General features: G+C 51.3%; 20 protein-coding genes and 1 other RNA gene. 13 read left to right on the forward strand and 8 right to left on the reverse strand.

The genetic code is table 11. The annotated features are described in order from the left end of the window. Window positions 1-23 precede the first annotated feature (23 nt). From priC to rsmS, 3 genes are read left to right on the forward strand one after another with little or no spacing between them, the layout of a single operon-like run. Window positions 24-560 (forward strand): primosomal replication protein PriC, encoded by a 537-nt coding sequence (gene priC / locus IBT47_RS07695; protein WP_200560006.1) that lies wholly within the window; start codon window positions 24-26, stop codon window positions 558-560. A 48-nt stretch (window positions 561-608) separates the two neighbouring features. Next, complete coding sequence (locus IBT47_RS07700) at window positions 609-854, forward strand: hypothetical protein (protein WP_105590828.1); 246 nt, start codon at window positions 609-611, stop codon at window positions 852-854. A gap of 42 nt (window positions 855-896) precedes the next feature. Further along, complete coding sequence (gene rsmS / locus IBT47_RS07705; protein WP_105590827.1) at window positions 897-1,046, forward strand: pleiotropic regulatory protein RsmS; 150 nt, start codon at window positions 897-899, stop codon at window positions 1,044-1,046. Here rsmS and acrR read toward each other — a convergent pair. Then, window positions 1,043-1,684 (reverse strand): multidrug efflux transporter transcriptional repressor AcrR, encoded by a 642-nt coding sequence (gene acrR / locus IBT47_RS07710; protein ID WP_200560007.1) that lies wholly within the window; start codon window positions 1,682-1,684, stop codon window positions 1,043-1,045. The genes rsmS and acrR overlap by 4 nt on opposite strands. Before the next feature lie 140 nt (window positions 1,685-1,824). Here acrR and IBT47_RS07715 point away from each other — a divergent pair, with 140 nt between their 5' ends. The 5 genes from IBT47_RS07715 (at window position 1,825) to IBT47_RS07735 (ending at window position 8,113) form a co-directional block, all read left to right on the forward strand. Then, a complete protein-coding gene (locus tag IBT47_RS07715; protein WP_105590825.1) occupies window positions 1,825-3,024 on the forward strand; it encodes an efflux RND transporter periplasmic adaptor subunit in 1,200 nt (399 codons plus the stop codon). 16 nt (window positions 3,025-3,040) lie between these two features. Then, a complete protein-coding gene (gene acrB / locus IBT47_RS07720; RefSeq protein WP_200560008.1) occupies window positions 3,041-6,190 on the forward strand; it encodes a multidrug efflux RND transporter permease subunit AcrB in 3,150 nt (1,049 codons plus the stop codon). A 120-nt stretch (window positions 6,191-6,310) separates the two neighbouring features. Next, window positions 6,311-6,571: a type B 50S ribosomal protein L31 gene (locus IBT47_RS07725; RefSeq protein WP_105590823.1), complete on the forward strand. Its 261-nt coding sequence runs from the start codon at window positions 6,311-6,313 to the stop codon at window positions 6,569-6,571. Between the two features lie 9 nt (window positions 6,572-6,580). Further along, window positions 6,581-6,721: a type B 50S ribosomal protein L36 gene (gene ykgO, locus IBT47_RS07730; protein ID WP_071997379.1), complete on the forward strand. Its 141-nt coding sequence runs from the start codon at window positions 6,581-6,583 to the stop codon at window positions 6,719-6,721. Between the two features lie 411 nt (window positions 6,722-7,132). After that, window positions 7,133-8,113, forward strand: coding sequence for an LA_2272 family surface repeat-containing protein (locus IBT47_RS07735; protein ID WP_234471765.1), 981 nt, complete (start codon window positions 7,133-7,135; stop codon window positions 8,111-8,113). 42 nt (window positions 8,114-8,155) lie between these two features. Here IBT47_RS07735 and IBT47_RS07740 read toward each other — a convergent pair whose 3' ends face one another. Genes IBT47_RS07740 through IBT47_RS07750 form a run of 3 tightly spaced genes read right to left on the reverse strand, consistent with a single transcriptional unit; the run spans window position 8,156 to window position 10,588 of the window. Continuing rightward, window positions 8,156-9,034 carry a metal ABC transporter substrate-binding protein gene (locus IBT47_RS07740; protein WP_200560010.1) on the reverse strand — a complete coding sequence of 293 codons (879 nt, stop codon included), beginning with the start codon at window positions 9,032-9,034 and terminating at the stop codon, window positions 8,156-8,158. A gap of 4 nt (window positions 9,035-9,038) precedes the next feature. Beyond that, entirely contained in the window at window positions 9,039-9,902 is an 864-nt protein-coding gene (locus tag IBT47_RS07745) for a metal ABC transporter permease (protein WP_105590820.1), read from the reverse strand. Continuing rightward, window positions 9,899-10,588, reverse strand: coding sequence for a metal ABC transporter ATP-binding protein (locus IBT47_RS07750; protein ID WP_200560011.1), 690 nt, complete (start codon window positions 10,586-10,588; stop codon window positions 9,899-9,901). Before IBT47_RS07750 ends, IBT47_RS07745 begins: the two co-directional genes overlap by 4 nt. 413 nt (window positions 10,589-11,001) lie before the next feature. Here IBT47_RS07750 and IBT47_RS07755 point away from each other — a divergent pair, with 413 nt between their 5' ends. The 3 genes from IBT47_RS07755 (at window position 11,002) to IBT47_RS07765 (ending at window position 12,128) form a co-directional block, all read left to right on the forward strand. After that, window positions 11,002-11,355: a hypothetical protein gene (locus IBT47_RS07755; protein WP_200560012.1), complete on the forward strand. Its 354-nt coding sequence runs from the start codon at window positions 11,002-11,004 to the stop codon at window positions 11,353-11,355. 146 nt (window positions 11,356-11,501) lie between these two features. Next, window positions 11,502-11,882: an Hha toxicity modulator TomB gene (gene tomB / locus IBT47_RS07760; RefSeq protein WP_200560013.1), complete on the forward strand. Its 381-nt coding sequence runs from the start codon at window positions 11,502-11,504 to the stop codon at window positions 11,880-11,882. Window positions 11,883-11,909: 27 nt separating this feature from the next. Continuing rightward, window positions 11,910-12,128 (forward strand): HHA domain-containing protein, encoded by a 219-nt coding sequence (locus tag IBT47_RS07765; protein WP_105591157.1) that lies wholly within the window; start codon window positions 11,910-11,912, stop codon window positions 12,126-12,128. Between the two features lie 696 nt (window positions 12,129-12,824). On the opposite strand, the gene ffs is transcribed toward IBT47_RS07765, so the two are convergent. Continuing rightward, an RNA gene (gene ffs / locus IBT47_RS07770) (signal recognition particle sRNA small type) lies at window positions 12,825-12,921 on the reverse strand. Between the two features lie 242 nt (window positions 12,922-13,163). On the opposite strand from ffs, the gene IBT47_RS07775 reads away from it, so the two are divergent. Continuing rightward, entirely contained in the window at window positions 13,164-13,478 is a 315-nt protein-coding gene (locus tag IBT47_RS07775; RefSeq protein WP_200560014.1) for an MGMT family protein, read from the forward strand. A gap of 35 nt (window positions 13,479-13,513) precedes the next feature. Here IBT47_RS07775 and IBT47_RS07780 read toward each other — a convergent pair whose 3' ends face one another. Continuing rightward, on the reverse strand, window positions 13,514-14,071 hold the full coding sequence (locus IBT47_RS07780) for a YbaY family lipoprotein (RefSeq protein WP_200560015.1): 558 nt from the start codon (window positions 14,069-14,071) through the stop codon (window positions 13,514-13,516). Between the two features lie 223 nt (window positions 14,072-14,294). On the opposite strand from IBT47_RS07780, the gene tesB reads away from it, so the two are divergent. Then, window positions 14,295-15,155, forward strand: coding sequence for an acyl-CoA thioesterase II (gene tesB, locus IBT47_RS07785; protein ID WP_200560016.1), 861 nt, complete (start codon window positions 14,295-14,297; stop codon window positions 15,153-15,155). A 181-nt stretch (window positions 15,156-15,336) separates the two neighbouring features. On the opposite strand, the gene amtB is transcribed toward tesB, so the two are convergent. Next, window positions 15,337-16,638, reverse strand: a complete 1,302-nt coding sequence (gene amtB / locus IBT47_RS07790) for an ammonium transporter AmtB (protein WP_172606534.1) — start codon at window positions 16,636-16,638, stop codon at window positions 15,337-15,339. Between the two features lie 19 nt (window positions 16,639-16,657). After that, window positions 16,658-16,996 carry a P-II family nitrogen regulator gene (gene glnK / locus IBT47_RS07795; protein ID WP_105590813.1) on the reverse strand — a complete coding sequence of 113 codons (339 nt, stop codon included), beginning with the start codon at window positions 16,994-16,996 and terminating at the stop codon, window positions 16,658-16,660. Window positions 16,997-17,213 lie beyond the last annotated feature (217 nt).

The raw sequence follows: 17,213 nt of genomic DNA on the forward strand, positions 1-17,213 counted from the left end.
CGATCGTGGCCACGGAGAAGAACATGAAAAGTGCAGGTTTACTGCAGCAGCTGGATACTCAGCTGGCACAGCTGGCTCGCGCCGTGGAGCCACACGCCAATCAGCGCACGGCAAAGGCGCGTTTCGATCATCAGCTGTTTCACGGCCATTCCACCCGACTGGGGGATTATCTGCTGGAAGTGCAGCAGACGATGACGCAGTTAAAGCAAAGCGTGCAGGACAATCGCGCCGAGCGCGTTGCCTGGATGGCAGAGCGCGTGGTGCTGCAGATGGGGGCTCTACAGCGCGAACTGGCCACCCAGACGCTGCGCAGCCGCGAAGCCGAACCGGTGGTGGAAAAGGAAAATCTGTATGAGAAACTCTCCCAGCATCAGGATTTCGAGCGCCGCTTACGTGCGATGATTGCCGATCGTGAAAGCCTGCTGGCAATTCAGGAGACGCTGGCGCAACAGCAGCAGCTTCAGCGCGAGATTGCCGCACTGGAAGGTCGCCTGCAGCGATGTATGCAGGCGCTAAAACGCATTGAACGCAGTATTGAAAATCGCGAACGCGATCGCTAGCCGCTAAGGCGAACTATACTAACAGCACAATCTGGCTGGAGAGGTAAAATGGGGCTGCTTTCCTGGATTATCATTGGGTTACTGGTCGGTATTTTTATCAGGCGCTATTTCCCCGGCCGCCCCGGTGGACGAGCCGCAACGCTGGTTTTGAGCACGATTGGCGCACTGATCGGCGGTTATATCAGCAGCTATTTTGGTTTTGGTACGCTGGCACTGATGGATGTCCGCTCCGAACTGATGGCGCTGGCAGGTGCGTTGGTGATGGGTGTGGTTATTAAAATTTTGCGCATCTGAACACTGTTGTTATCCCCGCATAGCAGACGATAAGGAGTCATAATGTCGCTGGAAAATGCCCCTGAAGAGGTCAAGCTGGCCGTTGATCTGATTATGCTACTGGAGGAAAATCAGCTGGAACCGGAAACGGTTCTGGCCGCCTTGGCTATCGTTCAGCGAGACTTTGAGCGAAAGCTTGCCGAAAAAGCTTAGCGGGAGGAATGGCGCAACGTTGGACAATAGATCAGCATCTCAACCAGCGTATCGACCAGCTGCGGCGCATCGTCGGCAAGGTTAAAGCTTTCCGGCATAAACAGCCAGTTTTCGATAATTCCGCTGATGTAGCCCCGGATGATAATCGCCGCCCGTGGGGTATCCAGATTATCCGGTAACTGCTTTGCCCGTATGCACTGTTTTAAAACATCCTCTATCTTCTCATAGCATTCCAGATAGAGATTTTGCTGCATCAGCTGCAGCGTAGCCATTTCACCGACAAATTCACATTTGTGATAAATAATTTCCATCAATGCCCGTCTTCTCGGATCGCTGGTTGTCGCGTCAAAGACATACAGAATCATTGCTCGCATAACAGACAGTGGATCCGCAGGGTATTTTGATTGATACTCAATTTCCAGATCCGCCATAACGGAGTCGGACTGTGCCCAGATTTCGTTTAGCAAATCAGTTTTGTTTTTAAAATGCCAGTAGATTGCCCCCCGTGTAACGCCAGCGGCAGCGGCAATATCAGCCAGCGACGTTTTGGAAACGCCGACTTCTGAAAAGCGTTCGATCGCTGCATTGATAATGTGATTGCGCGTTTCCTGCGCCTGCTGTTTGGTATTTCGTGCCATAGTGGGGTTTTTACAAAATGGTAGATTTACATACATTTCCGAATGTATGTACCATAGCACGACCATAATTTAAACGCAGCAATGGGTTTATGGGTTTGTGATCCATTGAACAATCGATACCGGACATTCGAGGTTTATTTATGAACAAAAACAGAGGGCTAACGCCTCTGGCAGCCGTTCTGATGCTTTCAGGCACCCTGGTTCTGACAGGATGCGATAACAAAGAGCAACAACAGGCTGGGCAACAACAGGCACCTGAAGTGGGTATCGTCACGCTGAAAAGTGCCCCACTAAAAATTACCACCGACCTGCCAGGTCGTACCTCATCTTTCCGTATCGCAGAAGTTCGCCCGCAGGTTTCTGGCATTATTCTGAAACGCAATTTTGTTGAAGGTAGCGACATTAAGGCGGGGGAATCCCTCTATCAAATTGACCCGGCGACCTATAAAGCCGCGTGGGAAAGTGCGAAGGGCGATCTTGCTCAGGCGCAGGCTAATGCGCAAATCGCCAGCCTGACGGTTAAACGCTACAAACCTCTGCTGGGTACCAAGTACATCAGTCAGCAGGACTATGACCAGGCTATTGCCACGCAGAGCCAGACCGCAGCAGCCGTTCAGGCAGCCCAGGCCTCGGTGGAAAGCGCGCGTATTAATCTGGCTTACACCAAAGTCACTTCGCCTATCAGCGGCCGTATTGGTAAATCTTCCGTTACCGAAGGTGCACTGGTGACCAGTGGCCAGACAACTGCCCTGGCTACCGTTCAACAGCTGGACCCGATTTATGTCGATGTCACTCAGTCAAGCGAAGACTTTATTCGTCTGCGTAATGAACTGAATGCCGGTACGCTGCAGCAGGCAAACGGCAAGGCCGAAGTTAAGCTGTTAATGCAGAATGGTAGCGAATATGCGCAGAGCGGTACATTGGAATTCTCCGATGTCACCGTCGATGAAACCACCGGTTCTATCACGCTGCGCGCCGTGTTCCCTAACCCGGATCACAGTCTGCTGCCGGGCATGTTTGTTCGTGCTCGTCTGGATGAAGGCACCAACCCAAATGCGCTGCTGGTTCCACAGCAGGGCGTAACCCGTACCCCAACCGGTCAGGCTACGGCGATGGTAGTGGGTGCAGACAACAAGGTTGAAGTGCGCAATCTGACCGCCGACCAGGCCATAGGCGACAAATGGCTGGTTACTGGTGGACTGAAAGATGGTGACAAGGTGATTGTGACCGGACTGCAGCGCGTCAGACCGGGTGCAGCCGTAACGCCACAGGAAGTTAGCGAAGACAGCTCCAAAGCAGCAGCACAGCCTCAGGCGCAGTCTGAACAAAGCAAGTCTTAACAGGAGCCACTGATTCATGGCTAAGTTTTTTATCGATCGCCCGATCTTCGCCTGGGTTATCGCCATCATTATTATGCTGGCGGGCGCACTGTCGATCCTGAAACTGCCGATTGAGCAATATCCTAACGTTGCACCACCGGCAATCGAGATCTCTGCCACCTACCCGGGTGCTGATGCGAAAACCTTGCAGGACTCCGTCACGCAGGTTATCGAACAAAATATGAACGGCATTGATGGCCTGATGTATATGGGCTCAAGCAGTGACTCAACGGGTACGTTGCAGCTGACGCTGACCTTTGAGTCCGGCACCAACGCCGATATTGCTCAGGTTCAGGTTCAGAACAAACTGCAGCTGGCCATGCCGCTGTTGCCACAGGAAGTACAGCAGCAGGGTATCCGCGTTCAGAAATCCTCCAGCAGCTTCCTGATGGTTGCCGGCTTCATTAACGAAGACGGCACCATGACGCAAAACGATATCGCCGACTACATCGGGTCTAACGTAAAAGATCCGATCAGTCGCGTTTCTGGCGTCGGTGATACGCAGCTGTTCGGTGCGCAGTACGCCATGCGTGTCTGGATGGACCCGCACAAGCTGAATAACTTCCAGCTAACTCCCGTGGATGTGATCAGCGCAATCAATACGCAGAACTCCCAGGTTGCAGCGGGGCAGTTGGGTGGGTCACCACCGGTGAAGGGGCAGCAACTTAACGCCTCGATCATTGCACAGACGCGCCTGACCTCGGCTGAAGAGTTTGGCAATATTCTGCTGAAGGTGAATACCGATGGTTCGCAGGTTCGCCTGAAGGATGTTGCACAGATCGAACTGGGCGGCGAAAACTACGAGATTATCGCCCGCTTTAACGGTAAACCCGCTTCTGGTCTGGGGATTAAGCTGGCGACCGGTGCAAACGCACTGGACACGGCTTCTGCCGTGAAAGCTGAACTGTCCAAGCTGGAACCGTTCTTCCCGTCCGGTCTGAAAGTGGTTTACCCTTACGACACCACACCGTTCGTTAAAATTTCAATTAACGAAGTGGTCAAAACGCTAGTTGAAGCGATCGTGCTGGTGTTCCTGGTGATGTATCTGTTCCTGCAAAACTTCCGCGCTACGTTGATTCCAACCATCGCGGTACCGGTAGTCTTGCTGGGTACTTTTGCCATTATCAGCGCCTTCGGCTACTCGATAAACACCCTGACGATGTTCGGTATGGTGTTGGCGATAGGCCTGTTGGTAGATGACGCCATCGTCGTGGTGGAGAACGTTGAGCGCGTGATGGTTGAAGACGGCCTGCCGCCGAAGGAAGCCACGCGAAAATCGATGGACCAGATACAGGGTGCCCTGGTGGGTATCGCCCTGGTGCTGTCTGCGGTATTTATCCCGATGGCCTTCTTTGGTGGGTCAACCGGGGTTATTTATCGTCAGTTCTCGATTACCATCGTTTCCGCGATGGTGCTGTCGGTGATTGTGGCCCTGATCCTGACCCCGGCGCTGTGCGCCACCATGCTGAAGCCGATTGCCAAAGGCGATCACGGTAAAACCACCGGCTTCTTTGGCTGGTTCAACCGCCTGTTCGATAAGAGCACCCAGCACTATACCGATAGCGTGGGTCATATCGTTCGCAGCACCGGTCGTTATCTGGTGATTTATCTGCTGATCGTCGTTGGCATGGCCTTCCTGTTCCTTCGCCTGCCTACTTCGTTCCTTCCTGAAGAAGACCAGGGCGTATTACTGACCATGGCTCAGCTGCCGGCTGGTGCGACTCAGGAACGTACCCAGAAAGTGCTGGATCAGGTGACTGACTACTATCTGACTAAAGAAAAAGACAACGTGAACTCGGTGTTTACCGTAAACGGCTTTGGCTTTGCAGGACGTGGGCAGAATACCGGTATCGCCTTTATCAGTCTGAAAGACTGGGATGAACGAGCCAGCTCGGAAAACAAAGTTCCGGCGATTGCTGCCAGGGCGATGGGTGCACTGTCATCGATTAAAGATGCCATGGTTATCCCATTCAACCTGCCAGCCATCGTAGAACTGGGTACCGCAACCGGCTTCGACTTCCAGCTGACCGATAAAGCCGGCCTGGGCCACGAGAAGCTGACCGAAGCACGTAACCAGCTGCTGGGTATGATTGCACAGCACCCGGATACGCTGGTCGGTGTGCGCCCTAACGGTCTGGAAGACACGCCGCAGTACAAGCTGACTATCGATCAGGAAAAAGCGCGCGCGATGGGGGTATCACTCTCTGATATCAACACCACGCTGGCCGCAACCTGGGGCGGTTCCTACGTTAATGACTTCATTGACCGCGGCCGCGTGAAGAAAGTGTACGTGATGGGTGAAGCCCCTTACCGTATGCTCCCAAGCGATATCGGCAACTGGTATGTTCGTTCCACCAGCGGTGAAATGGTGCCATTCAGTACCTTTACCACCGGTCAGTGGATCTACGGCTCACCGCGTCTGGAACGCTACAACGGCCTGCCTTCTATGGAGCTGTTGGGCCAGCCGGCACCGGGCAAAAGCTCCGGTGATGCGATGAACCTGATGGAAGAACTGGCGGCTAAACTGCCAACGGGTATCGGCTATGAGTGGACCGGCATGTCCTATCAGGAACGTCTGTCAGGAAACCAGGCCCCTGCCCTGTACGCCATCTCGCTGATTGTGGTCTTCCTCTGTCTGGCAGCACTGTACGAGAGCTGGTCGATTCCATTCTCGGTGATGCTGGTTGTGCCACTGGGTGTCGTCGGGGCTCTGCTCTTCACCACACTGCGTGGGCTGAGTAACGACGTTTACTTTGTGGTGGGACTGTTGACCACCATAGGGCTATCGGCGAAAAACGCCATCCTGATCGTTGAGTTCGCTAAGGACCTGATGGAGAAGGAAGGAAAAGGGCTGGTCGAGTCGACTCTGGAAGCGGTACGTATGCGTTTACGTCCTATTCTGATGACCTCTCTGGCATTTATCCTCGGCGTACTGCCGCTGGCGATCAGTTCCGGTGCCGGTTCCGGCGCGCAGAACGCCGTAGGTACTGGCGTAATGGGCGGCATGGTTACCGCAACCGTTCTGGCTATTTTCTTCGTCCCTGTGTTCTTTGTGGTGGTTCGCCGCCGCTTTAGTAAGAACAAAGAGGAACTGGAACACAGCCATCCGGTTGAACATCATAAATAATCGACCGTTGTCGAAATCCCTAAGAGGCCGCCCTGTGCGGCCTCTTTTTTTTGCGGTTGCAATTTCAAAAACGTGGGCGCATACTATTGTTATAGTATAACATAACAAATGGAGTGAACGATGAAACAGGGTATTCATCCTGCCTACCGTCAGGTGGTGTTCCATGACACCACGGCCGATGCTTACTTTGTGGTGGGATCGACAATTAAAACCGACCGCACCATCGAACATGATGGCAAAGTTATGCCTTACGTAACGCTGGATGTCTCTTCCGCATCACACGTGTACTACACCGGCAAACAGAAAGACTTTGCTAAAGAAGGTAGCGCCGCGCGTTTCAGCCAGCGCTTTGGTGGCATTCTCAACGTAATGAAAAAGTAAGGGCTTCCCATGCAGGTATTAAGCTCGCTGGCATCAGCCAAAAAGCGTCACAAAGATTGCAAAATCGTACGCCGCCACGGCCGGGTATTTGTGATCTGTAAAAGCAACCCTCGCTTTAAAGCGGTGCAGGGAAGAAAGAAAAAACGCTAAGTTAAAATGAACTTAATGTGCCAGGCGAATCATCAAAGGGTTCGCCTTTTTTGTGTCTGTTTATTTTCAATCCCCACTCCCACCGGCATTGAATAATTTTTTTTCCTCGAAAATCCATCTATTTAACTTGAACACCTCGCTAATAACCGTCCGTTGACGGTGTGTTTATGCGCATTTTTTGTCAAAGAAATCATCGTTAAATCAGTAATTTATACGAAGCATCATCATCCCACCATCGCAGTATCACTTTGATTACTCCGATATTTGGCGATTGCTGAAGTGTAGTGGCACTACATTATATGACCCCCTGTCATTCAATAATGTTACGCATCATAATTTAATAGGGATATCAAAATGAAACGTTCAACATTAGCATTAGCCTTGTCATGCATTATGTTTTCTGCGGCCAGTATGGCTTCAACACCGATTCAACTCTCCTCATTCAATAACCTGCCAGATGATAACGAAGTGAATGGTTTTCACGGCAGCTTCCTGTACAGCAATACCGGCACCGTTAATGGTTTCGACCTGCCGATCCTTGGATACGGCGAGCTGGATCAGCTCAACGGGTTACAGATCGGTGCCGTTGCCGGTTCACATATTCGAAACGGTATGAACGGTGTTGCTATTGGTTTGTTTAACTGGCACGGCGGCACTGACAATGGCGTGAACATCGGCCTTGCCAACAAAGTTGGTGATATGACCGGTTTCAACCTGGGTTTATACAGTGGAGCAGAACGGTTCACCGGTATTAATCTGGGTGTTGCAACGCAAACTGCCGAAATGAACGGTATTAACTTTGGAGCACTGGGAAACTACACCACGGGCAACCTGCAGGGGATAAACGTTGCGCCGTTTAACTGGACCCAGCGTGACAGCACCGGGGTTAACGTCAGCCTCCTCAACCACACTGGCAACGCCACCGGCGTCAACATTGGCGCTGTCGGTAACTGGAGCGAAGGTAACATTGAGGGGCTTAACCTCGGCCTGGTCAACGTTTCGGGCAACATTACCGGTTTAAACATTTCGCCACTGTATAACCTGTCGCAGGATACCGTGGGAGCCAACTTCAGTGCGATTAACATGTCGCATAACGTTCAGGGGGCCAATATTGGTCTGGTGAACATGACGAACGATGTGCAGGGAGGAAACATCGGGGTGGTTAACGTGGCTCATAACGTCAACGGTTTCAACTTTGGCGCAGTGAACGCCTCTTCGGGTACTACCAACGCAGACATTGGTGCTTTTAACTATTCCGAAAGTACGTCCTTCCAGTTCGGCCTGGTCAACGCCACCAAAAAACTTGAAGGGTTACAGATTGGTGTCATTAACATTGCAACCAATGCCACCGTTCCGGTACTGCCGCTGGTTAACTACCACCGTTCATTCTGATCGATAAATAAGGCGGATCGCCAGACGATCCGCCTTGTTGATTTACTTCATACTGGCAACCATCGCAGTAACGTTATGTTTAAACGCGGCCACGTAGCTATCTGCTTCCCCGCCCTTTTCCGTTAAGGCTTCTGGATAAAGTTCTCCACCCTGTTTTGCACCGGTGGCAGAGGCAATCTGTTTTACCAGGCGAGGATCGGTCTGATTCTCAATAAACCACGCGTTAATCTTCTCTTTCTTAAGCTGGTTAATCAGGCTGGCTACATCTGATGCACTGGCTTCAGATTCCGTCGAAAAACCGACAGGAGACAGGAAGCTGACGCCATATCGCTGGCCGAAATAGCCAAACGCATCATGGCTGGTTAATACCTTGCGCTTCGATTGAGGGATCTGCGCGAACTCCTGCTGTGCCCAGCTATCCAGCTTTTTCAGCTGCTCAATATAAGCATTACCCTGCTGGCGGAAGTAGGCGGCATCAGTTGGATCGGCGGCAATCAGGGCATTCATCACATTAGTGGCATAGATCACGCCATTCTGCATGCTGTTCCATGCATGAGGATCGGTGATTGTTTTGCCATCTTCTTCCATTTTTCGCGTGTTAACTCCGCTGGAAGCCACAATGGTCTGCCCTTTATAACCAGAAGAGGTAATCAGGCGATCCATCCACCCCTCCATCCCAAGGCCGCTGACAAACACTAAATCGGCATGAGCCAGTGACTGACTGTCCTTTGGTGTCGGTTCAAAGCTGTGCGGATCGCCATTTGGCCCGACCAGACTTTTGACCACCACATGCTCACCGCCGACGTTTTGTACGATATCAGCCAGTACGCTAAAACTGGCCACGGCCTGTACCGTGTTTGCCATCACCGCCGGAGCGGCCAACAGGGCTGACAGTGCCAGCACCAAAGGTAACTTCTTCATATTTTTACTCCTTCGCCATAGACAATGTTCTGCGTACGGAAAAAATACCGCCGCAGGGTCCAAATAAAATCGAGATAAAGAACAGCACTGCCGCGCTCAGAACCACGGCGGGTCCGGCAGGCAGAGAGAGATAAAATGAGGCGCAAAGACCGCTGAAACTGGAAATTATTGCCAGCAGCATCGCAGCGGCGAGAGTGCCGGAGAGATGGCGACTCCAGAAGCGGGCACTGGCAGCAGGCAGCATCATCAGACCTACGCTCATTAACGTTCCCAGCACCTGGAAGCCCGCAACCAGATTGATCACCACCAGTATCAGAAAGATTCCGTGGACCAGCGGCGAGGTCCAGCGATTCTGCGCAGCAAGAAACGTAGGATCGAAAGCATCGATCACTAAGGGACGATAGATGAATGCCAGCACCAGTAACGTAATACCGCTGATACTGCTGACCAGCAAAATTGATGGCGCATCAACGGCCAGCAGGGAACCAAACAGTACATGCAGCAGATCGACACTGGAGCCGCGCAGGGAAACCAGCGTAACCCCTAGCGCCAGAGAACCAAGATAGAAACCGGCAAAACTGGCATCTTCCCGCAACGGTGTGTAGCGGCTGACGGCACCGGACAGCAGTGCCACCGTCAGCCCGGCAATCGCACCACCGATACCCATTGCTACCAGAGACAGTCCCGAGATCAAATAGCCAATCGCCGCACCGGGAAGCACCGCGTGGGATAGCGCATCCCCTACCAGGCTCATACGTCGAAGCAGTAAAAAAACGCCGAGTGGGGTTGCACTAATCGAAAGAGCGACACAGGCCACCAGCGCACGACGCATGAAACCAAATTCGATAAAAGGCTCAATAAGTATCATGCCCGCTCCCCCGCACTGCGGGAAAAGTTCAGCCCCGTCACACCGCAGCTACGGCAGGACCATTCGCTGTGATTCGCTTTTAAACGCAGAACCTGAGGGAAATGATTAGCGACCGTCGCCATATCGTGCAGAACGACAATCAACGTGCAGCCGGCTCGATGGCGCTCCGCCAGCAGCTCGATAAGCAGAGCGATCGTATCGCTGTCTACACCGCTAAACGGCTCATCTAACAGCAACAGTTCGGCATCCTGAATCAACAGGCGGGCAAACAGAACACGCTGCAGTTGCCCGCCAGAAAGCGTACCCGGTGCTGCATCGATAAACGGCAACATACGGACCCGTTCCAGGGCCTCAAAAATCTGTTTCCTCTGCTGGCGATTAATGCCGCCGAACCAGCCGCACTGCCGCCAGAAGCCCATGGCGACCAGATCGAACACGGTAAGGGGAAATGTTTTTTCAAGTTCTGCATGCTGCGGTAGCCACGCAATCGTTGGGCGCGGAGTTGGCAGGCTGATACTGCCACTCACCGGCGGGATCATGCCACACAGCGTTTTTAGTAACGTCGATTTACCGCTGCCGTTATCGCCGACCAGTGCTGTCATACTTCCCTGGGTAAACTCACCCACCAGCTCAGGGGTGACAGCACGCTGTTGATAACCAACGACGAGTTTGTTCAGTGTAATCATCAAGCGATCGCCCATTTTGTCATCAACAAAAGCAGCAGGACCACTACGATGGATAGCATCGCTCTTAGCCAGGCAGGGCTACTGAACAGGGTGCCGAATCGATAAAAAGGAGAGGATGGGTAGCGCATAGCATCATTCAATATGTTATAACATAACGCAAATCTACTGCTAAAATTGGCGAATTGATAAGATTAAAATGTATCTAAGTATTACATTATGCCGTAACGTGTTTCGCGGTGATTTATATAAAGAAAATTCAACAAGCGTGAAGCCACTCGAAAAAAAACAGGTCAACAAGAAATAACAATCAATTGACAAATCATAATGATAGGCTAAACCAGAATGACAACTGATTGGCTTTAGCTGTAAAAATGCGTCATCTTTATTAGCAACAATTAACTTCAGGGTGAAAAATGCACAGAACTTTACCATTAAAAAATCGTCAAAATGTCATTACTCCACTAAAATTAATAGAGGAAATTAAACAGAACATTCCTAAAATAGAGGATGACCTGGTCGGAAATTTGATCTGGTATTCCCCTAATGCTCGTTATGTTCCGAATAGTCTGAATGTTATTTCTCTGGAAGACTTGGGACAATCGCGTTATAAAATGAACTATAGTTTCCTTTGGAACGTCTTCAATGCCTGTCTTGATATTGATTCAGACGAAACCACTTATAGCTCAGTCAACTTTGTGCTTTCAGATGGTGCATTGCAGTTTGATTTCATAGATAACGAACCGGACTCTATGTCGGAAGAATTGTAATAATCAGTCAATTAGTTAACAAAAAAATGAAACTAAGTTATATTTTAAATAGATGTTTCATTTGAAGAGTAATTATCACTTCCTGGCCAACCGAGTATAAAAGTGCTGTTAATAAGCATGTTTTTCAAGCGATGGAGGGGAAAAAGATGGACGAATACTCACCGAGAAGGCATGATATTGCACAGCTGAAATTCTTGTGTGAAAACCTGTATGATGAAAGTATGGCAACGTTAGGCGACAGCCACCACGGCTGGGTTAACGATCCTACTTCTGCCATCAACCTGCAGCTTAATGATCTGATTGAACACATTGCTGCTTTTACTATGAATTACAAAATCAAGCACGTTGATGATACCGATCTGATTGGACAGATTGACGATTATCTCGATGATACTTTTATGTTATTCAGCAACTACGGCATTAATGCACAGGACCTTCAGCGTTGGCAAAAATCAGCAAAACGCCTGTTCAACATTTTTGCAGAAGAGTGTGCGCACGGCCAAATCCAGGCCAGCCATTCATTTTAGTAACCCACTACTCCTTACGGTTTAATGATGACTGACAAACTTTTAACTAAAACTGATTATCTGATGCGCCTCAGACGCTGTCGTTCTATTGACACCCTCGAGCGCGTGATTGAAAAGAACAAGTACGAATTATCTGATGACGAATTGGCTATATTTTATTCAGCGGCCGATCATCGCCTTGCTGAACTAACCATGAATAAACTTTATGACAAAGTCCCCGTTTCCGTGTGGAAATTTGTACGCTGACATTTAAATGGTTTTGATTTTAATAGAGTAGTGTGTGCAGAGCTGGCCAGGGCGTAACGGGCGGCGTCCAACCAGCAGAACACCGTAAAGATTGTCTCAGAATTCATTAAAATCAACCGCTGATGTGCAGAAAGGATGTCTGCCAGGAGTATGACATCAAGCTGAACTATAATTAATCCCAGCATTTTACAAATAATCTATGAGGGTTGCACTCTTACATAGTCTGTAGAGTTCAATCGCTTTATCGTGCATACCCCGCAGACAATAATTCTCCCTATTGTGCCCTGCTGTTGTCGTTAGCTGCCTTGCATTGCCTCCTACAGGAACCAGGATAAGCGTTTCCGGCAAACACGGTGACGTTGAGCTAAGGATTAAATTAAACTGATGGGTTGTTCAACAGCGACTGGCGTTGATACGCGCGCTTTTAACTCAACAGTGTAGCCTTCGATCGGTGTCCGTATATTCCCCATATAAGTAATGCTCATTCTGCAGATCGCTATCTCATATTGTAGAGTAATGATCCGCATCCCGCGCAGTGGCTGATCACGCGCAGCAAGCAAACCCGGCAAGCATGTTAAACATAAGGAATTTTGCAGTGATATGCGGATATGCCGCTTTGATCTCAGGAGAGTCTCAACGTGATTAGGGTGAGGCGAAAGCCAGGGAGAGAGTTACGAAAGCAGAAATGGGTGGGGGCCCTGCCAGCTACATCCCGGCACACGCGTCACTTGTTACGGCTGCTTCCTTCCGGACCTGACCGAATTCACAAGTTAGCATTGCGGGAGAACCAACAGGGCCCCCATTGACGGCCTCGGATAACCGAAGCGCAGGCGCATTATCAATGAACCCCAGGGCAATTGCAAGCCAGCCTCCGATGACCGTTTGTTTCTTGCACAATACGGGTAATATTCCCTCATTACTTGTCAAATCACGCTGATTAATCAGCTCAAATTTCAGCGTCTGTCCCTTATACTGATCCCTTTCTGAACGCCTTCGCGGCTGGTTCCTGTTTACAGCTATGGTCAGGGAGTGAATTTGGACGCAGAACACGATAACTTTCGCCAACGTATCTTTCAGATCCTTGCAGCTATCCCTTACGGTTCCGTCACCACTTACGGAGAGATCGCCCATCTGGCTGGTTCACCCAGAGCTGCACGTCAGGTTGGCGGCGTACTGAAACGTCTGCCGGAAGGTAGCAAACTCCCCTGGCATCGGGTGATTAACCGCATGGGGGAAATTTCGCTTACGGGTGATGATTTGAGCCGACAGCGGTTGGCACTGGAAGCCGAAGGCATTGAGGTCTCGCCAGAGGGTAAAGTCGATTTAAAGCGCTATCGCTGGAAGCCTTAGTAACGCCCCCGCAGGGGCGCTTGAGAATACCTGAATCAGTATGAGGTTGGCGCAGGAACCGCCGAGGAAGGCGTAACCTGTGTCGGTGAGGTCGACGGCACCGAGGTGGCCGCTCCGTCTTGTGCCTGAAGCGGTACTGATGGAACCGGCACCAGCGTCAGATCCTGTCGCGTGCCGCCCGTAGTGACCACCTGCTTCACCGTATCGGTAATAAACAGCATTTTGCCATTCAGGGTTACCGCCGCGCTAAGCAAAATGCGTGCTCCTGGCTGCACATCGGCCGGATTAAACGGCAGCACGAACTGGAATGGTGCCTGCTTGCCCTCGGTGCGCGTAACGCGCTGTGACAGGACTTTCGACGGCGCATCGGCCAGTGATGCATCTGACAGTGTGACCGTCAGAACCGCATCAGGTGGCAGTGCGATTCTCTGACGTATCCATACCGTACCGCTAACGTTTGGCTGCTGGATAACTGCCTGCTGGCCCTGTACCTGCGAACCCAAAGTTGGTGTCGGCACATCTTTGCTCTTGTCCGCACAGCCAGAGATTGCCACCGCGAGAGCGGCACTGCTCAATACAAACCAGAGTTTCATGGATGTCTTCTCCTTTTTGATCCCTACGGCGCGATAATGCCGTTCAGGGGCAGAGCTTTACTGCCCGTAAGGCTTTAATTCTGGCACATGTTGCTGGATTTTTCCTGTTACCAGCGATTTTCATTCTTTCCGCACGAACTGCGCAGATCCCATAAACAGGCGTTGACGCTAACTGGTCGGATCTCGCAAACTGAGCACTGAAATTTTTAAGAGGATGCCGTTTATGAGCCAGGCGCTGCAAAATTTGTTAAATCTGCTCGATCTGGAAAGCCTTGAAGAGGGCTTATTCCGCGGGCAAAGTGAAGATCTTGGTCTGCGTCAGGTCTTTGGTGGCCAGGTTGTCGGCCAGGCGCTTTATGCTGCCAAACAGACTGTTCCCAGCGAGCGTATCATCCACTCTTTTCACAGTTACTTTCTGCGCCCTGGCGACAGTCAGAAGGCGATTATTTACGATGTGGAAAACCTGCGGGACGGCAACAGCTTTAGCGCCCGCCGGGTGAAGGCGGTTCAAAATGGCAAACCGATTTTTTACATGACCGCCTCATTCCAGGGCCCGGAAAGCGGCTTTGAGCATCAGAAAACGATGCCGGAGGTCCCCGGACCTGATGATTTGCCATCCGAGCACGAAATTGCGCACAAACTTGCTCCACATATCCCTGCCCCCTATCGCGACAAATTCCTGTCGGAAAAACCGTTTGAAATCCGCCCGGTGAAATTTCATAACCCGCTAAGAGGACATGTGGACGAACCCTATCGTCACCTGTGGATACGCGCAAACGGCACGATGCCGGAAGATAAGCGTATTCATCAGTATCTGCTCGGCTATGTGTCCGATTTCAATTTCCTGCCGGTATCGCTACAGCCGCACGGTAAAGGCTTCCTTGAGCCGGGTATGCAGGTCGCGACCATCGACCACTCCATGTGGTTCCACCGTCCGTTTGACCTCAATGAGTGGCTGCTGTACAGCGTGGAGAGCACTTCGGCTTCCAGCGCCCGTGGTTTTGTTCGCGGCGAGTTCTACACCCAGCAGGGGACGCTGGTTGCTTCAACGGTACAGGAAGGCGTTATCCGCCAGCGCGAGTAAAGCAACCTCAGACGATAGATAATGACAACAGGGATCGGCGCAACACGGACGTGCTGCTGGACTTGCGAACTGAGGGTTTGCGGTGTTACTGGGATGTACCACAAAAAAAGCGGGCCATAATGGCCCGCAAGATTTTTTATTTTTAGCGCACTACTTTCCTTTTATTGCTTACCCGACCAGATTACTGGTTGTAAGCATTCTCGCCGTGGCTGTTGACGTCCAGACCTTCACGCTCCTGGTCTTCAGGAACACGCAGGCCAACAATCATATCTGCCACTTTGAAACCGATAAACGCGACAACAGCGGTCCAGACAACGGTCAGCGCAACACTTTCCAACTGCACCCAAACCTGATGCCCCATGGTCACGCCTTCTGCATAACCCACGCCGCCCAGTGAAGAAGATGCGAACACACCGGTCAGGATACAGCCAACAATACCGCAGACGCCGTGAACACCGAACACATCACATGGGTCATCAACACGCAGCCATTTCTTCAGGGTGGTCACACCCCACAGGCCAGCCAGACCACCAACCAGACCGATAATCAGAGCACCACCAACGCCAACGTAACCACAGGCTGGGGTAATCGCTACCAGACCCGCAATCGCACCGGAGCTGACGCCCAGCAGCGAAGGTTTACCGCGCAGTGCCCACTCACCGAAGGTCCAGGTCAGCATTGCACCCGCCGTTGCTACAACGGTGTTAAGGAATGCCAGACCGGCGATTTCGTTCGCAGTACCTGCAGAACCGGCGTTGAAGCCAAACCAGCCGAAGTACAGGATTGCAGTACCGGTGAACACCATTGGCAGGTTGTGCGGTTTAAAGGCTTCTTTACCAAAGCCCGCACGTTTGCCCAGCAGGTAAGCACCGACCAGACCCGCTACCGCAGCGTTGATGTGTACAACGGTGCCGCCCGCGAAGTCCAGTGCGCCATCCTGAGCCAGGAAACCGCCCGCCCAGACCATGTGTGCAATTGGCAGGTAAGCAAAGGTCAGCCAGATCAGTACGAAAATCAGCACGGCTGCAAAGCGGATACGCTCAGCAATAGCACCCACAATCAGCCCCACGGTGATACAGGCAAAGGAAGCCTGGAACGCGACGTGAATGTACTGGTAGAAGGACCCCATCAGCGTGGTCGGTGCAATACCTTTCAGCATCGCCCAGCCAAAGCTACCGAAGAACGCGTTGCCTTCGCTGAAGGCCAGAGAATATCCGTAAACCATCCACACAACGCAGACCATGGCGAAGGTCATTGCCACCTGGGTCAGCATGGACAGCACGTTTTTACCGCGAATCAGACCGCCGTAAAACAGCGCAATGCCCGGAATTGTCATAAACAGCACCAGCGCGGTGCAGATCATCATAAATGCGTTGTCGGCTTTATCCGCTACCGCCGGTGCGGCAGCCATGGCAAGCGACGGTAACAAAGCAATGCTGGCAAGGCCAAACTTAGCGAGTTTCTTCATTTTATCCCATCCCATCACAATTCTTAGCCCCGAATTACAGTGCTGCTTCGTCAGTTTCGCCGGTGCGAATACGGATCACCCGCTGCAGTTCTGCAACAAAGATTTTCCCGTCACCAATTTTGCCGGTGTAGGCAGCTTTGCTAATCACATCAACCACTTCATCAATCTGGTCATCTGCAATCGCAATATCAATTTTTACTTTTGGCAGGAAGTTAACGCTGTACTCAGCTCCGCGATAAAGTTCTGCATGCCCTTTTTGTCTGCCAAAACCTTTAACTTCTGTCACGGTCAGACCCTGAATGCCGATAGATGACAGCGCTTCACGCACGTCTTCCAGTTTGAACGGTTTGATTACCACGGTAACCAGCTTCATACGATCCCCTCCAGTATTGAATACGGTTGTTTCACGAACACGGATTTACTAAAGCAAAGGCTGTGCCAGAAATGAAAAACAGGCAGTTTTCAGGTGATTAGTCAGTGCGGATCTGGAGCGCAGCCTGGGATGGGATACCGCGAACAGAAAGCCTGTAAGAGGAGTATAGAAAAAACGCACCTTAACGGTGCGTTTTGCGTGGATTCGGTGCATTAAG

The sequence above is a fragment of the Erwinia sp. S43 genome, from assembly GCF_016624745.1.
Classification (GTDB): Bacteria; Pseudomonadota; Gammaproteobacteria; order Enterobacterales; family Enterobacteriaceae; genus Erwinia; species Erwinia coffeiphila.